11 protein-coding genes are annotated in these 18,920 nt (G+C 39.4%); 10 read left to right on the top strand and 1 reads right to left on the bottom strand.

The features are described from left to right. Positions 1–6: 6 nt before the first annotated feature. From MWU84_RS17205 to MWU84_RS17185, 5 genes are all read left to right on the top strand, one after another. Positions 7–1,566 carry a RagB/SusD family nutrient uptake outer membrane protein gene (locus MWU84_RS17205; RefSeq protein WP_246904058.1) on the top strand — a complete coding sequence of 520 codons (1,560 nt, stop codon included), beginning with the start codon at positions 7–9 and terminating at the stop codon, positions 1,564–1,566. A 63-nt stretch (positions 1,567–1,629) separates the two neighbouring features. Further along, complete coding sequence (locus MWU84_RS17200) at positions 1,630–3,120, top strand: arylsulfatase (protein WP_246904057.1); 1,491 nt, start codon at positions 1,630–1,632, stop codon at positions 3,118–3,120. A 161-nt stretch (positions 3,121–3,281) separates the two neighbouring features. Next, positions 3,282–4,826 (top strand): glycoside hydrolase, encoded by a 1,545-nt coding sequence (locus MWU84_RS17195; protein WP_246904056.1) that lies wholly within the window; start codon positions 3,282–3,284, stop codon positions 4,824–4,826. A gap of 50 nt (positions 4,827–4,876) precedes the next feature. After that, the gene (locus MWU84_RS17190) at positions 4,877–6,994 is read left to right on the top strand and encodes a sulfatase-like hydrolase/transferase (protein WP_246904055.1); all 2,118 of its coding nucleotides are present in this window, start codon (positions 4,877–4,879) and stop codon (positions 6,992–6,994) included. 262 nt (positions 6,995–7,256) lie between these two features. Continuing rightward, entirely contained in the window at positions 7,257–8,636 is a 1,380-nt protein-coding gene (locus tag MWU84_RS17185; RefSeq protein WP_246904054.1) for a glycoside hydrolase family 140 protein, read from the top strand. Between the two features lie 34 nt (positions 8,637–8,670). On the opposite strand, the gene MWU84_RS17180 is transcribed toward MWU84_RS17185, so the two are convergent. Further along, positions 8,671–9,270 carry an RNA polymerase sigma-70 factor gene (locus MWU84_RS17180; RefSeq protein WP_246904051.1) on the bottom strand — a complete coding sequence of 200 codons (600 nt, stop codon included), beginning with the start codon at positions 9,268–9,270 and terminating at the stop codon, positions 8,671–8,673. A gap of 83 nt (positions 9,271–9,353) precedes the next feature. Here MWU84_RS17180 and MWU84_RS17175 point away from each other — a divergent pair, with 83 nt between their 5' ends. The 5 genes from MWU84_RS17175 (at position 9,354) to MWU84_RS17155 (ending at position 18,914) form a co-directional block, all read left to right on the top strand. Further along, complete coding sequence (locus tag MWU84_RS17175; RefSeq protein ID WP_246904049.1) at positions 9,354–10,553, top strand: FecR family protein; 1,200 nt, start codon at positions 9,354–9,356, stop codon at positions 10,551–10,553. A gap of 88 nt (positions 10,554–10,641) precedes the next feature. Next, positions 10,642–14,013 (top strand): TonB-dependent receptor, encoded by a 3,372-nt coding sequence (locus MWU84_RS17170; RefSeq protein WP_246904047.1) that lies wholly within the window; start codon positions 10,642–10,644, stop codon positions 14,011–14,013. An 11-nt stretch (positions 14,014–14,024) separates the two neighbouring features. Continuing rightward, positions 14,025–15,473, top strand: coding sequence for a RagB/SusD family nutrient uptake outer membrane protein (locus MWU84_RS17165; RefSeq protein ID WP_246904045.1), 1,449 nt, complete (start codon positions 14,025–14,027; stop codon positions 15,471–15,473). Between the two features lie 388 nt (positions 15,474–15,861). After that, entirely contained in the window at positions 15,862–17,340 is a 1,479-nt protein-coding gene (locus MWU84_RS17160; RefSeq protein WP_246904043.1) for an alpha-L-fucosidase, read from the top strand. A gap of 83 nt (positions 17,341–17,423) precedes the next feature. Then, positions 17,424–18,914, top strand: a complete 1,491-nt coding sequence (locus MWU84_RS17155) for an alpha-L-fucosidase (RefSeq protein ID WP_246904036.1) — start codon at positions 17,424–17,426, stop codon at positions 18,912–18,914. Positions 18,915–18,920: the final 6 nt, after the last annotated feature.

The following is an 18,920-nucleotide window of genomic DNA, read 5'->3' as shown; positions in this document are numbered from 1 at the left end:
ATCGATATGAAAACTAAATTAACGAGCAAATTTTTGATGCTACTTATAGGCTTAATTGTTTTGAGCTCATGTGATAAGTTTCTAGAAGAAGATTTAAGGGATGAGATAACTCCTGATGCCTTTTTTACCAATGATAAGGAAGCCGAACTGGCCGTGAACGGTGTATATAGGCTTTTTCATGACAATAACCTTTATAGACAACGTGGACTGGATAATTATTATACCAGTGGGGCAGATATACAGGCGGCCAATAGAAATGTAAATGGTTCTATACATAATTATCTTATTCAGGAAGGTACGGCAGATGGTAACGGTACCTGGATCCAACTATATCGTGTGGTAAACAATACAACCGAGTTTATCACCAATATTGAAGGAAATGAAAGTTTATCTCAAGAAGCCAGAGATCAAAGACTTGGGGAACTTATTTTTCTAAGAGCGCTAGCCTATTACCATTTGACCAACCTATGGGGCGATGTTCCATTTTATGTAGAGCAATTGCCCGTGACCGAAAGGTCTTTATTGGGAAGGACTCCTAAGGTTGAAATAAGAAGTGCGATGAAAACAGATTTGGGGCGAGCATTTGATCTATTGCCTACTTCATATTCGGGTAGTAGCCTGGGTAGGGCTACCAAATGGGCCGCTGCGACTCTAAAGGCGAAATATCATCTTTTTGATAAAGAGTGGGCGTTGGCAAAGGCAGAATGTGATATTATAATCGATCAAAGTCCACATAAGCTTTTGGACAATTATGCCGATGTATTTAATCAGTCAGATCCAAGTGCGCAGTACAACAATGAGCATATTTTTGTTATCGATTTTGAAGCGGATTTAGGAGGTCCTTTGAATACAACAAGGACAGATGATTACAATCCCCGTATCAGGGACGAACCGGCTAATCGTAATAAGGATACCGTGGTAGACGGAGTTTCCGGTACTAAGGTTAATATATTTCAAGGTTTATTGCGTAACAGAAATGAAGATATGACCGGATACGGCTGGTCTGTACCTTTACCAGAAATTGCTGCAAGGGAAAATTGGCAGGATGGTGATTTGCGATATGATGCAACCATTGTGACTGAATATCTGGGATGGAAATTGTCTTTTCCATACTTTCGTAAAAATTGGAATTTGGACCAAGAAAACTCTTTGCGTGGCAATCACCCTGAAAACTATATCGTATTTCGTTTGGCAGATGTGTATCTTATGGCCGCTGAAGCAGAAAACGAAGCGAATGGCCCGGGTAATGCCTATGCTTATGTAAATAAGGTAAGGGAACGCGCTTTTGAGCCAGATCAGCCTTGGAGCGGTATGTCCCAAGTTGAATTTAGAGAGGCCATGTACGAGGAGAGAAAGTTTGAGTTAAGTGCTGAAGGGCATCGCCGAATGGATCTTATTCGTTGGGGTATTCTGTTGGACAGGGTTAAGACGGTTCAACATAGGGCATGGAACAATCCGGCTGCCAACATACAGCCTTACCATGTTTTGTTGCCTATTCCACAGAATCAGTTGGAATTGAATCCAAATTTATTGGAATCTGACCCTACCAACAACGGGTATAGATAGTAGCCTAATTTTAACTACATTGGGGTAAGGTATTCTTGCCCCAATGTAATTGATAATAACACCATGACTAAAAAATTTCTCCATTTAGGATTACTTGTATTCCTTATTTCCTGTGCATTTGCATGCAAAAACAAAGGTCAGATAACTGAGGCCTCCAAAACAGACAGCACTCAGGAAAATGTAGCCAAACCCAATATTATTTACATCTTGGCCGATGACTTGGGTTATGGGGATTTAAGTGCCTATGGACAGCAAAAGTTTACAACACCCAACATAGATAAGTTGGCCAGGCAAGGAATGCTTTTTACCGAACATTATTCTGGGAGTACGGTATGTGCTCCGTCCAGATCTGCATTGTTGACAGGTATGCACACAGGACATACCTTTGTACGTGGCAATAAGGAAATTCAGCCCGAAGGGCAGTATCCCATACCCGATAATACCTACACCTTGGCGGAGGCCATGAAAAAAGCTGGCTATGCCACTGGAGTTTTTGGTAAATGGGGGCTAGGATATCCAGGTTCGGAAGGGGATCCATTGAACCAAGGCTTCGATACTTTTTTTGGATACAATTGCCAACGCTTGGGGCATAATTACTACCCCCGCCACCTATGGGCCAATACGGACTCTTTAGTTCTGGAAGAAAATGCAGGAACAAAGAAAGGGATTTATGCACCACAACTTATACATGAAAAAACGCTCGATTTTATAGAGTTCAATAAGGATAATCCCTTCTTTCTTTATGTAGCATCTATTATACCACATGCAGAGCTTGCAGCTCCAGAGGAAATCATGAAAAAATACAGAGGTAAATTTCCTCCTGAAAAAGCTTATGAAGGGGTGGATGATGGACCGGAATACAGAAATGGTCCTTACGAATCACAGAAAGAAACCCATGCCGCATTTGTGTCTATGATTCATATATTGGACAATCAAGTTGGGGAGATCATGGCCAAATTGGAACAGTTGGGCATTGCCGACAATACCATAGTAATGTTTACCTCGGACAATGGTCCCCACACTGAAGGAGGTGCGGATCCGGATTATTTTAATAGCAATGGCCCATTTAAGGGTACCAAGCGCGACCTTTATGAGGGCGGGATTAGGGTTCCCCTAATTGTTAAGTGGCCAGGACATGTTAAACCAAATACCAGAACAGATCACGTTTCTGCATTCTGGGACGTATTTCCAACATTTGCAGGTATTGCAAATATGGAAGTGCCCCCTTCTTTAGATGGTGTTTCCTTTTTGCCTACCCTTTTGGGAGAGGAAAAAGAGCAAAAGGAACACGAATATTTGTATTGGGAGTTTCATGAGAAAGGCGGCAGACAAGCTATTAGAAAAGGCAATTGGAAAGCTGTAAAGTACAATGTTTTTGAATCGACCGAGAATCAGATGGAACTTTATGATCTGGATGCCGATTTGGGTGAAGAAAACAATATTGCCAAGGATTACCCAGAAATTGTAGCCGAAATGAAATTGCTTTTTAAGGAAGCTAGGACACCTTCCGAAGTATTTACTTTTGATCAGGGAACCTACTTAAATGTAGAATAAAAAAATTGTTAGTAGTTAGATTAGTTTAGTTTTTAAAGAGCCCTATCATTTGCATAGGGTTCTTTTTACTAATTTGTATCATCCATATTCATAGACGTATGCCGGTTGGTTAGGATGAATTAGAGTATATTTTTCTACTATAGAATCCATAAATAGCAGAGATGAAAAATTGGTTAAAATTATACTTCCTTTGGTGCGCCTTTCATTGGGCGGGTGCACAGCAAAACCCTGCTATTGAAGTTCACATAAATCAGAATATCCATTTCCAGAGCATTCACAATTTTGCAGCCTCCGATGCTTGGGCCGCCGAGTATACGGGTTTATGGCCCCATAAAAAAAAGGAACAAATGGCCGAGTGGTTGTTTAGTAAGGAAAATAATCCGGATGGATCACCAAAAGGAATCGGTTTGTCTGCCTGGCGATTTAATATCGGGGCAGGAAGTACGGCCCAAGCTGAAGAAAGTGGCATAAAGGATCCATGGAGAAGGGCCGAGGGCTTTTTACAGGATGACGGAAGTTACAATTGGCAAAAGCAGGCAGGACAACAGTGGTTTCTTCAGGCGGCAAAGGAAAGAGGAGTAAAACAATTCATTGCATTTGTCAATAGTCCGCCCATACAAATGACCAGAAACAATAAGGCGCATTCCGATGATGGCTTGGCCGCCAATTTATCCCCGGACAATTATGTTGATTATGCCAACTTTCTGGCGAAGGTGCTAAAGCATTTCAAGGACAGTCTTACAGTAGATTTTGATTATATAAGTCCGTTCAATGAACCACAATGGGAATGGAAAGGCGGACAGGAAGGTTCCCCCTGGAACAATATTGAATTGGCCAATGCCACCAGGGTAATCGATTCGGTTTTTGCCCAACAGAAAATAAATTCCAAAATAGAAATTACCGAAGCCGGTCAAATTGACTATTTAACAGGGGATAAAGAAAAGCATCCTAATAGAAGCGATCAGATAGCATCTTTTTTTAGTCCTGAAAGTACTAATTATGTGGGAGATCTAAAATCCGTAGCACCAAAGATCGCGGCACATAGTTATTTTACTACCTGGGATATATCGAAGCTTAAAAAAGAAAGGGAACGAATTGCGGAAAAACTACTGGAATACCCTTCCTTGGAATATTGGATGAGCGAATACTGCATTTTGGAGAACAATGAGGAGATTAAGGGAAAAGGCAGGGATTTGGGTATGCCCACGGCGCTATATGTAGCCCGACTCATCCATGCCGATCTTACTATTGCGAATGCCAGTGCTTGGCACTGGTGGTTGGCCATGAGTCCTTACGATTTTAAGGACGGACTTATTTATGTTGATAAGGAAAGTGAGGATGGGAATTTCTACGGCTCAAAATTGCTATGGGCCTTGGGCAATTACTCTAGATTCATCAGGCCCGGGGCCAAAAGGATCTCGGTTACCTACGATAATTATAATACAGAGGAAAACCTAAAGGATGGGGTGTTGCTATCCGCCTATAAAAATGCTGATGACAGTATAGTACTGGTTGTAGTTAATCAACAGGTTGCTACTGCGCATTTAGAATTAAATATAGACATACCATCAAATTCCAAAATCGAGAGTTACGTTACCAGTGAATCTAACAATCTTAGTAAAATGCCAGATGCTCAATTTGGAAAGAGTAAAATACAGGTCTTAGGTAAATCGCTGACCACATTTGTTTTCAATAAAGCAGATTAATGCTAATTTGCCCAAACTATTTTTAATTGGACAAGAAAAATAAACCGCTCATGCTTCATAAAACAGTGACTTCAAAAATTATATTCGCCCTAATGCTCATTGTGGGCATAAATAGGCTAATTGCCCAAAGCAATGTAACAGCGGAAGTTGATAGGGAAAACAAAAAGCCCAATATCATTTTTATCCTTACCGATGACTTGGGTTATGGGGATCTGGGGGTACTTTTTCAGAATATGAAGGCCAAGGAAAAAGGGGCGGCGCATCCACGGGAGTATACGCCCAATCTGGATCAAATGGCAGCTGAAGGCGCCTTGATGTCGCAGCATTATTCCGCCGCCCCGGTATGTGCACCATCCAGGGCCTCGCTGTTATTGGGCCGTAGTCAGGGTCATGCCAATATCAGAGACAATCAGTTTGACAAGGCCTTGGACAATAACCATACCTTGGGGTCGGTATTGCAGACCGCGGGCTATACCACAGCGGCCATAGGCAAATGGGGCTTGCAGGGAAAAGGAGGTAAGGCTCCTAACTGGACGGCACACCCCCTTAATAGAGGATTCGACTATTACTTGGGGTATATACGCCATGGTGATGGCCATGAACACTATCCCAAAGAAGGAATTTATAGGGGCAGTAAGGAAGTGTATGAAAATAGGGTTAATATAGCCGATGACCTTGACAAGTGTTACACTACAGACTTATTTACGGCCGCTGCCAAGAAATGGATCGTTGATTTTAAAAAAAGTGAGGATGCCGACAAACCCTTTTTTATGTATCTAGCCTATGATACGCCCCATGCCGTTCTTGAGTTGCCTACCCAGGCCTATCCGGCAGGTGGTGGATTGAATGGCGGACTGCAATGGTTGGGAGAGCCGGGGAAAATGATCAATACCGCTTCGGGAGAAGTGGATTCTTGGATGCATCCGGATTATGCCAATGCCACCTATGACGATGACGGGAATCCGGCAACTGCACAATTGGCCTGGCCAGAGGTGTATAAGCGTTATGCTACGGACACTAGGAGGATAGATGATGCAGTGGGCGATATACTGCAACTGCTCAAGGATTTAAAAATTGATGAAAATACCATGGTGGTATTTACCTCGGACAATGGCCCGTCCAAGGAATCCTATTTGGCCAATGAACCTATAGATCCCACATTTTTTAAGAGTTATGGGCCTTTCGACGGAATAAAGCGCGATTGTTTGGAGGGGGGAGTGAGAATGCCAACATTGGCATTATGGCCAGGGAATATCCCGGCAGGGAACCATATTGAAACTCCTAGTATTTCCTATGATTGGATGCCCACCTTTGCGCAGATGGCTGGACTTCCTGCACCTGCTATTTCGGATGGGGTATCCTTATTACCTTCCTTACTAGGAAAAGGAACACAAGCAGAGGGCAATATTTATATAGAGTACTTTCAGCCGGGAAAGACACCGGACTATGCAGATTTTATTCCGGAGCACCAAGGGCGCCGTCGCAACCAAATGCAGATGGTGCGTTTTGGAAATTATGTTGGACTGCGTTACGACATCAAATCGCATAACGATCCTTTTGAAATTTATGATGTTTTAAAGGACCCACAGCAGACCCAGGATTTGGCCAAGGATCCTAAACTTGCTAGTTTGCAGCAAAAGATGAAGGACAAGGTCCTAGGGTCCCGAATTCCAAATAGTACTGCTTTAAGACCATATGATGATTTTCCGGTTCCTTCTGTAACTGAAGGGGAAATGAAAAGCGGCATTCAGTGGAAGGCCTTTAAGGGCAATTTTCCATGGGTACCCGAAGTGGCAACACTAAGCGAGTTGGAAAACGGAGTGGTAAATCAGTTAAATGGACACATAAATACTGTTGCTGGTTCCGGGGCCATGTTCTTTGAGGGCTATATCCGAGTCCCTTCGGACGGAGACTACACCTTTTATGTCTCGGCGAATTCGGGGGCATTTCTAAGGATCCACGATGCTGCTGTAATTGATGCGGACTATGAGTATTTTCAAAACTCGCCCAAAAGCGGGAGCATTAAACTTAAGGCCGGACTGCATCCATTTCGGGTTTATTATAAGTCCCCTAAGAAGGGAAAACCTTCCTTGGAATTGGAATGGAGTGGCCCAGGGCAGGAAAGGGAAACCATTCCGACAAGGGTGTTCTTTCAGCCAAAAAAATAGTATAGGGATTCAATATAATTTGGGGTCTTAAATTTTGATATTGGTCCCAATTGTTAGCTGGAATTATGCTGTTGTATTTTCAATTAATAGTTGGGACTATTCGTTATACAATCTTGAAGTATAAGGTTCAAAATTCTCTATTGGGAATATGTCAAATATCTTGTACGGAAAAATAAATGATTAATTTTCAATCACTTAGTTTAAATTGAAGTAATAATTTTAGATATTGGGGTTTGTTTGCTAAATCCTATTATCCAATCTTATGAGAAAACTACTTTTTTGTTTTAGTCTTGTTTCGGTGTTTTTACATTTTCAATACGTTATTGGGCAGTCCCTTCGAATAAGCGAAAATGGAAGATTTATTGAAAAGTCAAATGCTACGCCTTTCTTTTATCTGGGAGATACGGCTTGGGAATTGTTCCACAGATTGGACCTTGGGGAGGCGGAGTATTATCTAAATAATAGGGCAGATAAAGGTTTTACGGTTATACAAGCAGTTATTTTATCAGAACTGAACGGTATTTCCGTTCCTAATGCCAATGGGGACCTGCCCTTATTCAATAAAGACCCAAAAAGACCCGATGAAGCTTATTTTAAGCATGTAGACGCCATAGTAGATAAGGCAAGTTCTTTGGGATTGGTTATGGGAATGCTTCCCACCTGGGGCAGTTATTGGAGTTCCCTAAGTGAAAAGGACATCATTTTTACAGCAGAAAGCGCTGAGGAATTTGGACTGTTTTTAGGGAAAAGATATAAGGACAAACCTGTTATTTGGATATTGGGTGGAGATAGAAATATACGAACGGAAAATGATCGCAAGATTGTGGAGGCAATGGCGCAAGGTCTGAAGCAGGGGTGTAATGACCAACAGCTTATCACTTTTCATCCCAGGGGACCCGGAATGTCGTCGGATTATTTTCATAATGCCGAATGGCTTGATTTTAATATGTATCAATCTTCCCATGGTCAACATGGGCATGACAACGGACTTTATGCGGAGCATGATTATGCCCTAGAGCCCATAAAACCGACCTTGGACGGAGAACCGAGATACGAAAGTATACCGGTAGGGTTTTATTTTAAAGGTACGGATCCAAAGGATCGCTTTGACGATTATGACGCACGGCAGGCGGCCTATTGGTCGGTTTTTGCAGGGGCTTGCGGACATACCTATGGGAATAATAATATTTGGCAGATGTATTCGCCCGACAATAGTCCAATTATTGGGGCCGCAATACCGTGGAAAGATGCCTTGGACCATCCTGGGGCCTTTCAAATGAAACATCTTAGAACCTTAATGGAGGCACGTTCCTTTTCTAAATTGACTCCCAAGCCCGAGTTGATCAAAAATAGCATGGAAATAAATGGGGAGCCCATAAGGGCGGTATTGGCACTGGATGCCTCTTTTGCCATGATCTATACCCCCAGTGGGAAGGCCTTTACGGTGGACAAGGGAATGATTTCAGGTTTAAATAAAAAGGCTATTTGGTACGATCCCAGATATGGTGTGTCCCATCATTTGGGCACATCGGACACCGATGGTATCCAGACCTATAAGCCGCCTACTTCTGGAAGAGGGCAGGATTGGGTACTGATACTGGAAAATGCCGATCTTAATTTACCAATGCCGGGTTTTCATTGATTTCCGGCTGCAAATTATAAAGGTTGCTAAGACTTTACCCCAAAGAAGTCCTTCCCCTTTGTTTTTTGAAATCGAAAAGTAAGAAAAAAACAGCTTCCATTTTAGTGCCCAGTTTTTCGGTAAGGATTTTAAAGGCACGGGTAATATGGCCCTCCACTGTTTTTGTAGAGATATTGAGGTATTCGGAGATTTCCGTATGGGTTAGCCCCTCCTTTTTATTCATTAAAAATATTTCCTTGCATTTAGAGGGTAAATTATCAATTTCAGCATTCATCAATTTTATTAGGGTATCCAATTCCTCTGGTCCTATTTCCGCCACCACATCAATGGCCTCAAAATATTTTTTCTCCAAATACAGCACAGGTTTGTTTTTTCTATACTGACTGATAAACTCATTATAAACGGATTTATACAAATAACTTTTGATAGAAAAATCTGGATTTATTTTTTTTCTTTTGACCCATATTCTAACAAACACGTTTTGAACAATATCTTCGGCCAATGCGGGGTCATGGCATAAGGATTGGGCATATGCGCACAAGCGTTGATAATAAGAATTCATGAGGATATCATAAGCTTTTTCGTCACCTGCCATCAATCTTTTGGCCAAAAACAAATTTCTTTTACCGTCCATACAAATAGGTTATTCGTAATATTAGAATCAAATTTTGGTAAATATCTAAAAAAAATCCATAAAAAGTAGAGGGGTATTAAAAATTGAAGCGTATTAGGTGTATAAGTGTTGAATTAAAGATGGACGAAATAGAAAAAATAATAATAAAGTTCCTTAATCAAGAAGCAAATCATTCCGAGTTGGAAAAACTGGAAGATTTACTTAAGACTGATAAAGGGATTCGAGTCTTCAATAGCTTTGTCAAAACACAATATATAAGTACACTTTCCATGACAGAATTTGATGTAAATAAAGCTAAGGCGTCTATTAAGGACAGGCTTAAAAAGGACAGGCGGTTAACAAGGATGAACCGGTATAGGAGAATGGCTGTTGCTGCTTCTGTTATGTTCATACTAGGCTTGGCTTTTTATCTTATAAACAAAAATGGAAACTTAGATGGATCTGTAATCGTTAATCATCCCCAAACAATTGTAGCGGGTACCGATAAGGCTATCCTTACCCTTGGAAATGGAGATGAGGTGGCCTTGGAAAAAGGTAGAAAATTTCAGATTGGAGAGGTTAGTAGTAATGGGGAGGAATTGGTTTATGCTGAAAAAAAGCGTAGTAATGATGTTGAAAAGGAACAGTCATTTAACTATTTAACAATTCCTCGGGGCGGCCAATTTTTTATCAAATTGTCGGATGGCACGGAAGTGTGGTTAAATTCAGAAACCAAATTAAAATATCCTGTGACATTCGCTGAAGGTCTAACCCGGAAGGTGGAATTAATATATGGTGAGGTCTATTTTAAGGTTTCGTCCAGTACTCAGCACAAAGGCGCAGGGTTCCATGTGCTTACAAAATCGCAGGAAATAGACGTTTTGGGTACAGAATTTAATATAAGAGCCTATAATAATGACGAGGTAATGGCCACCACCTTGGTGGAAGGCAAAATAAGAATTAAAAAAGGTGAAGTCAGTGAAACTTTAAAGCCTAACCAACAAGCCAAAATTAGTAAGCAAAGTGATCAAATAGACATTCAGGAAATAGATGTGTCACAAGAAATTTCATGGGTCAACGGATTATTTGCCTTCAACGAAAAACCCTTGGAGGAAATATTGACTGTCTTGTCAAGATGGTACGATACGGAGGTGGTATTTGAGAATGCCAAACAAAAGAAGTTTGTTTTTACAGGAATATTGGAAAGAACTCAATCCGTAGAAGATATTCTTAAGCTAATAGAAGCCACGAGTGAGGGCCAGATAAAATTTGAAATTAACGATAAAACAATTAGTATTAAATAAAAAAGGAAAAGGCCAGCACCTTCCACAGCAACGGCCTTTGTCCAAGTAGATCAATTAAAACAATGTTTAACTAAACCATTACAAATTTATGAAAATTAAATTAATCAACCGACCACCTTGCCCATTGGGCAAAGTTCTTTTACACCTTATTATGAAATCCTTTATTTTCCTCATTTGTTCGATTTCATTTGCGCTCAGTCCTATTAATGGTGAGGCCCAAGATGCGGAGATCATCATCGATTCTGATGTTACCTTAAACGTTAAACAGGTATTTCGGCTAATCAACAAGCAAACCGACTATAAGTTTATTTATCGCCATGACCTGATCAAGACTTCGCCAAATATTAATTTAAAAAAAGGTGTAATTAAAGCTGGGGACTTATTGGACAAAGCCTTATCGCCTTTAAGTTTTACTTATAACTTTACAGATGACGGAACTATCGTGGTTAAAAAAAGTCCAACGAATTCCGTGGAAAGTAGTTCAGTTGAGATCTTGGATAAGAAATTGCAATTTCAAGTGAGTGGAACCATAACAGATAATGAAGGTACCCCTTTACCAGGAGCAAATATTCTTGAAAAAGGAACAACAAATGGAACTCAAGCTGATTTTGATGGGGATTTTTCAATTTCTGTCGAAAACGAAAATGCCGTTTTAGTGGTTTCATATGTCGGTTTTGCAAACAAGGAGATTCCTCTTAACGGACAGACTAATATTACGGTTGGATTGGTGGAAAGTGCTGCCGGATTGGATGAGGTAGTCGTAATAGGATATGGTAGTATGCGAAAAAGTGATTTAACGGGTTCTATTGTCTCAATTTCATCAGATCAAATCACCCAGGGGCAACCAACAAGCTCGGCAAGAGCCATTCAGGGAAGAGCTGCAGGGGTAAGGGTGACTCAAAAATCGGGGAGGCCAGGTGATGAGGTAATTATTCGTATTCGAGGAGGAAATTCCTTATCGGGGGGCAATGATCCTTTATATGTGGTTGATGGATTACCAGTGGAAGGACTGGGAGCAGATTTTAACCCGGAGGATATTTCTTCAATGGAAATTTTAAAAGACGCTTCGGCAACCGCAATTTATGGTTCCAGAGGTTCTAATGGAGTTGTTCTTATTACTACAAGAAGAGGAAAAGAAGGTAAGGGAACAATAAATTATCATGGTTATTTTGGGGTTCAAAGTTTAAGAAAGAAGATCGACCTTTTGGATAAAACTGATTATGTGGCCATGCAAAATGAAATTGCAGTTAAAGAAGGAGGTGCTGTATTAAGTCCTTCAGAAATTGCCGCTTTACCAAATAATGACTGGCAAGATCTTGCCTATAGGAACGCATTATGGCAAAGTCATCAGCTAACAGCTTCCGGCGGAAATGAGACTGCGAAATTTTATAGCTCGGTTAATTATATGAATCAAGAAGGTATTCTTAAAGGCTCTGATTATAACCGCATTGGATTAAGATTAAATGGTGATTTGAAATTAAGCGAAAAACTAAGTGTACAAGCTAATATTGGTTTTAACCGCTCTATTGACAATACCAGTAATTTTGCCGCAGACGGTTGGGGAGCTATTCCTTTTCAGGCAATTGTAATGGCACCAACTACTCCTATATTCGATGAATCAGGAAATTATACCAAATTTACGGGTACGCCATGGGGAGGGACAAATCCCGTGGGTTATTCTCAATTGAGTAAAAGTGCCACCTCAAAATATAGGGTTGTATCAAATATCGCTGTTGATTATAAGATTATTGATGGTTTGATGTTTAAAGTGACGGCTGGGGTAGATGTAAATAATACTAGCTATGATCAATATAATTCGATGGAACTTTCCGGTAGTGGTCCTAGCGGGGGGCAGGCATGGAAAAATAAGAGTAATTTTTACAGGCTGGTAAATGAAAATATCTTGAATTATACTAAATCTTTTAATGACGATAATCGACTTTCTGCGATGGCTGGTTTTTCATATCAAGAGGAAGTTACCGACTTTATGAATTCAGGCAGGTATTCTGGTTTTGTAAGCGATGTATTCGAAAACAATAACATGCAATCTGCAATTAATACAGTACCATTATCTACTGGTTATTTAGATTCTAAGCTGCTTTCATATTTAGGCCGATTAAATTATACATTTAAGGATAGGTATTTATTTACAGCCACTGGGCGATATGATGGTTCATCAAAATTTGGGATAAATAATAAATATGCTTTTTTTCCGTCGGCAGCTTTTGCTTGGAGAGTTTCAGAAGAAAACTTTATGGATAATGTAACATGGGTCAATAGCCTTAAATTACGTACAAGTATCGGGCAAGTTGGTAATCAGGCTATATCTCCTTATCAAACCCTGGATAGGTTAACAACGAATACGGCCGTCTTCGGTAGTGGAGAGTCAGTTGGCTTTGTTGCTTCAGGTTTCTCCAACGAGAGTTTAAAATGGGAAACAACTACACAAACGGATGTGGGTATAGATCTTTCATTTTTGGATAGTAGATTTAATATTGTTTTAGATTATTACCATAAAAAAACAACGGATTTATTGTACAATGCAACTTTGCCACCTTCCTCAGGATATAGTTCATCGACTCGAAACGTTGGAGAAATTGAAAATAAAGGATTAGAATTTGATCTTTCTTATAAGAATTTAGAGGGTGCTGTAAAATGGAATAGTTCCATAAATATGACTTTCAACAGAAGTAAGGTTGTTGATTTAGGGAAAGATAATAATGGAAATGTTATTGAGCGTATTGATAGCCCAATAGCTGGTGGCAACTGGTTTCCGTTATTTAAAGATAACGCTCCTTTTCAATTATTCGGTTATGAACTTGATGGCATTTATCAGACAGATGCCGAAGCAGCTGTATTAGAGCCAGGTAAAAAAGCCGGAGATTATAGGATTGTTGATATTAATGATGATGGGATTATCAATGGAGAAGACCAAAAGTTATTAACGCATCTTGAACCAAAGCTTGTTTTTGGTATGAACAATGAAATAAGGTATAAAAATTTTGAATTAAGCTTTTTGATCGTTGGGAGTTATGGGAACGATATAGTAAACGAATTTAATAAGTATTATACAGCCTTGGGAGGAAAGTGGAACGTTACACAGGAATCTTGGGACAATAGATGGACTGGTCCTGGTTCTACAGGTACTTATGCCGCTGCGTCTTCATCTGCTACAGACAATATCACTTTTGGTTCACCAAGTTCTTTGTGGGTTGAAGATGGGTCTTATCTTAGGTTAAAAGATATAAAATTGGCTTATAATATCCCCAAGAGCATTAGCGAAAAAATAAACCTTGCGAACATTACTGTTTATGTTAGTGGAAACAATCTACTTACCATAACAAAATACCCCCATTATGATCCTGAGGCCTCATGGACCTCATCTGCAGTCAATGGTTGGGATCGTGGGGTATACGCATCCTCCAAAACAATAACTGGTGGAATCCAAATAACCTTTTAAATTAAAATAACATGAAAAATTTAATCATATTATTATGTGTGTTTTCTCTTTTCTTTACAGCATGTTCCGACATTCTGGATGAAGAACCAAAAACATTTATATCGTCCGTTAATTTTTATAAGTCAGAAGCTGATTTTAATGCTGCGCTAATGGGGCTTTATGTAGATGTTAGGAATATAGGTTTACAAAAGAATTTACAAGAAGTTTTTGCTGATTACAGTGATTTTCCGGAATCGGCAGAGCAAACAGGAGATATCTGGCAAAATAACCCATCGGCAAATTACTGGCCAATAAGGCAGAACTGGAGTTATCCATATGCAATTATAAATAATGCCAATTTGATATTGGCAGGATTGGAGAATATTGAATTGGAAGCGGCTGTGGAAGCTGGGATTGAAGCCGAAGCAAAATGTTTGAGAGCATATGCGTATTTCCAGTTAGTTCAACTATATGGTGACATTCCTTTACGAACAGAGCCTGTACGTTCTTTAGATGAGATCCAAAAGGAAAAGTCATCTCAAAATGACATTTATGATTTAATTATTAATGATCTTATTTTTGCCGAATCTAATTTACCCGATGATGCCGTGGACGAAGGACGTGTTTATAAATTAGCAGCTACAGGGTTGTTGGCCAAGGTTTATTTAACAACGGCAGGGTATCCACTTAATATTACCGCAAACTATTCATTGGCAAAAACTAAGGCCGTTGAGGTAATTACGTCTGATAAATTTCAATTGTTAGAGGATTATGCTCAAGTTTTTCATAACAATCGCTACACCTCCGAAACAATATGGGAAGCCTTGGTTTCGCCACCTAATGTTGGTAATCCTTTACATCAAAACACTGCGCCAACTGGAAACCAGACTGCCATAATGTTGCCAACAGAAGCATTTACAAATAGTTTCGCCGTAGGAGATAGGCGTGCGGAATGGGGGATTAAAGATGGTTACACAAATGCGAAGGGAAATGAAATTGTCAGCCGCACTTATTACAATAAATTTATTGACGAACAATTCTTTGAAGATGAATTAAGCCCTGCAGAAACAAGCAGTACTCTTGATTATACCATCCCCATACTTCGCCTAGCTGAAATGTACCTTATAGCAGCTGAAGCAGAAAATGAAATGAATGGCCCAGCTGCTGCTTATGACTATATCAATAAAGTTAGGGAGCGTGCGAGAATAGATAATGCTGATCCGTTCAATGTACCTGATCTGTCCGGACTTAGTCAAGAAGATTTCCGTGATGCCGTTTTAATGGAGAGGAAATGGGAGCTACATCTTGAAGGTAGTGCCTGGTTTGATTTAAAACGGACTCAATCATTTTATTTGGTGCAAGCTGCTAGAGGATCGGAATTGGTTGTGCCAATTGGTCCCTATAATAACACATGGCTTATTCCTGATTTTGAGATTTCGAACAATAATATTGATCAGAATCCGTCCTATGGTGGAAATTAGGATAGCTACTATCTAACACGAAATTATATCAGTTCGATTTTGGATAGTAACATAAAATAAAAGTGGCGATTTTTTAATCGCCACTTTTAATCAGGAAAAACCAGTATCATCAATATTTATTTTTGGAAATTTAGCATGTCCTAAAAAAGGATATTATTGATTACTTACCAATATCTCATGTGTAGATTTTATGATATAGTATCATGTTTAATTCATCGCTAAGGTAATTGGGGTTTTAATCACGATTATTAGGCTAATACGATGGGATAAATCTTTCTAATAACCTTGAACCCCGCAGATATAAAAATCATGCCCTTTCATCATAATACACCTCTTATACTCCAATTTCAGAAAAGCACTTAAAAAATTATTTAAAATTTAAAGAACCATGAAAATATTTATCAAACTAAATTTGTTGACTTTATACTTAATTTTTTCTTTTGGATCAGAGCAAGTTGTTGCAACCGGATTGCCCAAAGAAAATAATCATTTCTCCTTAGATGAGCTAAGATCTTCTATACAGCTGAAAGAGGATAAAAGCACTTTTTTATACTGTACAGAGGCGTCAACGGTAAAAGGTGAGTTAAAACTCGTAGGAGGAAATAACATGGAATGTAAAGGAAATTTCGAATTGGCATGGGATATTAATGTTCCATCTAATGGGATTTACGAATTATATCTTATTGCTAATATCCGAAAGGAAGGTGAGAATACTGATATTTTATTTAAGACCACAGGGGAGAATATGAACTTTAAATTGAAACCGACCAAAGGACCTTACCTTGGCGGAAGAAACTTTCAGAGAATAGAACTTGAGTCTGAAATTTCTTTAACCAAAGGGCAACAAATGGTGTCATTTTCTGCCAAGGGAATTTCCGGTGATCATATCTTACTTGATTTTCGTTCGATTGAGCTTGTTCCTATTTCGGCAAAAAAAAGCATTGAGAAAGAAAATTTGCGTGCCTTAAAATCAAGGGAAAGCGTTGATTGGCTAGTTAAAAGTGGTTATGGTCTTATGTTTCACTGGACGTCTGAAAGTGTTCAACACGATGGCAGTATTAAAAGTTATGAAGAGGCTGTTAATGAATTTGATGTGAAGAAGTTCGCAGATATGGTTGAAGATACTGGAGCCGGTTATGTTATTTTTACAATCGGCCATGCCGAGTCTTATTGTCCTGCCCCCATAAAATCTTGGGAAAAAGTACATCCAGGGCAAACAACTCAAAGAGACTTAATCGCCGAAATAGCAGATGCCTTAAATAAGAAAGGGGTTGAATTGATTTGCTATATTAATGGACCTCTAGGGTTCAACCTTGATGTTAAAAAAGAAACCCTGACAGATAATGAACAACAGAGTTTCGTAAACAATTTCCAAGATATATTAAAGGAAATGGGAAGTCGTTACAAAAACCAAATTGCAGGTTATTGGTTTGATAGTTGGTATCAAATTTTTGAAAAATTTCCTGAAGTTCCATTTGAAAAATTCAATAAAGCCACCAAAATAGGGAACCAGAATAGAATTATATGTCTGAACTCTTGGATTTATCCATCCGTAACCCCTTGGCAGGATTATTGGGCAGGAGAGGTAGGGAGCCCCATCGATATCCCTGTAAATGGTTATATGCAAAACGGTCCGGCTCCGGAACTACCCTATCAGGCACTACTAATAATGGAACCATATTGGGTACAGCAGAAATCTGAAATGCCTAATCCGAGGTTAAGCTCGCAAAAATTGAGTAAGTACATACTAGATTGCATGGATAACGGAGGTGCTGTTACCGTAAATTTAGGGATTTATCAGGATGGAACGGTTGGTAAAAAAGCTCTAGATGTGATGAAAGAGGTTAAAAGCATAGTGAGAAAATAGGAGGTTATTACTATATGAAAAAGTTCGAAAACTTTAGGATCTTCATATGTCGTCCACTGTTTATCTTGTTAATAGGGTGCACTTTGGCGAATGCCCAAAATAAAATTGACCCCTATGCTGAAACAGGAGATCATGTAATAGGAGACGGAATAGTCACAGTAGAAATAAATCCCAATCAAATTAATGTACTAACAGCCCGTTATGCCAGCATCAGCCCAAATTTAAAACCCGTAGTTAAAAATCACATGTTTTTGTGGGTGGAGTCGATAACACCTGAACTTCATTATTTGGAGTGGAAGGTAAAATCACCCAAAACAGATGTTTATGAAGTATCTACTTTAGTATTTGCAGAGGAGGCTAGTATAGAATTAAGTTGTAACGGACAAAAAGAGGAAGTCGTGAACAAGGCACTGGAATGGTCAAGGCTTAGTCTAGGGAGTGTAAGATTGAACGAGGGGGATAACTTAATCAAAATGATGGTTAGGACTAGCAACACATTTAATCTATCTAGTATTGAACTAACCCAGCCAAAAATACGACAAAAAATAAACGAAGATACTTTTGTTGGCAGGCAGTATCCGGATTGGTTTCGCGATGCCGGATATGGCCTAATGTTTCAATGGACAAATAGGGCAACGCCTGAGAAAGGTGACACAATAAAAAACTGGGAGGATAAAGTGAATGATTTTGATGTTGAACGTTTTGCCAATATGGTTGAGCAAACGGGAGCATCTTATGTTCTTTGGTCGATAACATGGGGGCAGCAGTATATTTCAGCCCCTTTAAAGTCACTTGACAAATTAATTAAAGGTCGAACAACTAAACGTGATCTATTGGGAGAAATGGCAGATGTCCTTGATAAAAAAGGGATTAAACTTATCTTTTATTATCATTATGGTTACGATTGTTACCATTCAGTTGACTCTGATTGGATGGAAGCATCAGGTGGATATAAAGCTGACAAAACAGAATTATACTATAACATAACAAATATTCTGTCTGAGATAGGTAAAAGGTATAAAAGAAAGCTACACGGCTGGTGGTTTGATGGTGCGCAACGTTATTATGATTGTCATTTTGATGGCTCATCTGGTGGAATATTAAGTGCGCCATTCGAGGAAATGACCCAAGCTGCCCGTAGAGGTAATATTGAAAGAATTGTGTCATATAATTCTTGGATGTTACCTAGTTTAACTGAGTATCAGGATTATTTTGCAGGGGAGGGATTAAAACAGTTTGAAGGGCTTAAAGATGGTAAATTTCAAGAAGGTCCTCAAAAAGGATTAATGGCCCATACTTGTTTTCCGCTTGAAAGAAGATGGGGTCATATTGATCAGAACAGTAAAATAGTGAGTCCTCACTTTTCTGCTGAAATACTTATTTCGCGAATCAAACATGCACAAGAACACAGATATCCATTATCCATTAATCTTGAAATGTACGAAGATGGCTCTGTTTCGCCTGAATCGCTTGAACTTTTAAAAACAATACAAAAAACAATGTCCACCAATGAATCAAAAATCAGCCCAGGGCCCAGTCCTAACGAGCAATCAGACAATGAAGGTGCCAAATAAGTGTAG

Origin of the sequence: Arenibacter sp. F20364, assembly GCF_023015905.1 — a bacterium.
In the GTDB taxonomy this organism is placed as follows: domain Bacteria; phylum Bacteroidota; class Bacteroidia; order Flavobacteriales; family Flavobacteriaceae; genus Arenibacter.
Note: the sequence above shows the minus strand (reverse complement) of the source record. Positions and strands in the feature narration are given on the sequence as shown.

Coding starts and splice junctions, on each gene's coding strand:
- MWU84_RS17205 (WP_246904058.1), top strand. CDS start 7: ATGAAAACTAAATTAACGAGCAAATTTTTGATGCTACTTATAGGCTTA.
- MWU84_RS17200 (WP_246904057.1), top strand. CDS start 1,630: ATGACTAAAAAATTTCTCCATTTAGGATTACTTGTATTCCTTATTTCC.
- MWU84_RS17195 (WP_246904056.1), top strand. CDS start 3,282: ATGAAAAATTGGTTAAAATTATACTTCCTTTGGTGCGCCTTTCATTGG.
- MWU84_RS17190 (WP_246904055.1), top strand. CDS start 4,877: ATGCTTCATAAAACAGTGACTTCAAAAATTATATTCGCCCTAATGCTC.
- MWU84_RS17185 (WP_246904054.1), top strand. CDS start 7,257: ATGAGAAAACTACTTTTTTGTTTTAGTCTTGTTTCGGTGTTTTTACAT.
- MWU84_RS17180 (WP_246904051.1), bottom strand. CDS start 9,270: ATGGACGGTAAAAGAAATTTGTTTTTGGCCAAAAGATTGATGGCAGGT.
- MWU84_RS17170 (WP_246904047.1), top strand. CDS start 10,642: ATGAAAATTAAATTAATCAACCGACCACCTTGCCCATTGGGCAAAGTT.
- MWU84_RS17165 (WP_246904045.1), top strand. CDS start 14,025: ATGAAAAATTTAATCATATTATTATGTGTGTTTTCTCTTTTCTTTACA.
- MWU84_RS17160 (WP_246904043.1), top strand. CDS start 15,862: ATGAAAATATTTATCAAACTAAATTTGTTGACTTTATACTTAATTTTT.